The sequence below is a fragment of the Ornithinibacter sp. genome (genome assembly GCF_035443565.1).
Classification (GTDB): domain Bacteria; phylum Actinomycetota; class Actinomycetes; order Actinomycetales; family Dermatophilaceae; genus Fodinibacter.
This window is the reverse complement of the sequence record NZ_DAORSO010000334.1, coordinates 1-1,569: the sequence shown is the minus strand read 5'-3', so window position 1 is coordinate 1,569 and position 1,569 is coordinate 1. Positions and strand designations below refer to the sequence as shown.

General features: G+C 70.6%; 1 protein-coding gene. It reads right to left on the bottom strand.

Features of this window, described 5'->3' with window-relative positions:
• Window positions 1-72: 72 nt before the first annotated feature.
• Window positions 73-1,569 (bottom strand): IMP dehydrogenase (gene guaB / locus PLL68_RS14980; protein ID WP_324535462.1); only part of this gene is annotated, 1,497 nt, incomplete at its 5' end.

The following is a 1,569-nucleotide window of genomic DNA, read 5'->3' as shown; positions in this document are numbered from 1 at the left end:
GTCGGTGGACCGCACGGCCGAGGGCGGGCTCGCCCTGGCGTCCTACCGCGACGCCATCATCGGCGACTGACGTCAGCCCTGGGAGTAGTTCGGCGCCTCGACGATGCCGGTGATGTCGTGGGGGTGCGACTCGCGCAGCCCAGCGGGCGTGATGCGGATGAAGCGGCCGCGCGCCTTCAGCTCGGGCACGGTGCGCGCACCGACGTAGAACATCGACTGGTGCAACCCGCCGATGAGCTGGTGGGCAACCGCCCCGACGGGGCCGCGGTAGGCCACCTGGCCCTCGATGCCCTCGGGGACGATCTTGTCGTCGGAGGTGACGTCGGCCTGGAAGTAGCGGTCCTTGGAGTACGACTTCTTGCCCCGTGACGACATCGCGCCGAGCGAGCCCATGCCGCGGTAGGCCTTGAACTGCTTGCCGTTGATGAAGACGAGCTCGCCCGGGCTCTCCTCGCAGCCGGCCAGCAGCGAGCCGATCATGACCGTGTCGGCACCGGCCACGAGGGCCTTGGCGATGTCGCCCGAGTACTGCAGGCCACCGTCCCCGATGAGCGGCACACCGGCCGGGGCACACGCGAGCGACGCCTGGTAGATGGCGGTGACCTGCGGGACGCCGACGCCCGCGACGACGCGCGTGGTGCAGATCGACCCGGGGCCGACCCCGACCTTGACGGCATCGGCACCGGCGTCGATGAGCGCCTGTGCCCCCGCCCGGGTCGCGACGTTGCCGCCGATGACCTGCACGTGGCGGGTCGCCGGGTCACGCTTGACCCGCTCGATCATCTCGAGCAGGAGACGGGCGTGACCGTGGGCGGTGTCGACGACGAGGACGTCCACCCCGGCATCCACGAGGGTCGTCGCGCGCTGCCAGGCCTCCCCGAAGTACCCGACGGCCGCGCCGACGAGCAGGCGCCCGTCGGCGTCCTTGCTGGCGTTCGGGAACTGCTCGGACTTCACGAAGTCCTTGACGGTGATGAGCCCCTGCAGGCGCCCCTGCTCGTCGATGATCGGCAGGCGCTCGCGCTTGTGCTGGCGCAGCAGGAGCGTGGCCTCGTCGTGGCTGATGCCGACGTGACCGGTGATGAGCGGCATCGGCGTCATGACGTCACGCACGATGGTGTCGGCCCACTCGGCGACCGGGGTGAAGCGCAGGTCGCGGTTGGTGACGATGCCGAGCAGGCGCTGGGACTCGTCGATGACGGGCAGGCCCGACACGCGGTAGCGGCCGCAGATCTCGTCGAGCTCCTCGAGGGTCGCGTCGGGGCCGATGGTCACCGGGTTGGAGATCATGCCGGTCTGGGTGCGCTTGACGAGGTCGACCTGGTAGGCCTGGTCCTCGATCGAGAGGTTGCGGTGCAGCACCCCGAGGCCGCCGTGGCGGGCCATCGCGATCGCCATGCGGGCCTCGGTCACGGTGTCCATCGCCGCCGAGACGAGCGGGACGCGGATGGAGATCTCGCGCGTCAGCCGGGCCGTGGTGTCGACCTCGCTCGGGATGACGTCGGTCTCGCCCGGCTGGAGCAGGACGTCGTCATAGGTGAGGCCGAGTTCGGCGAAGGGTGAGTGCGG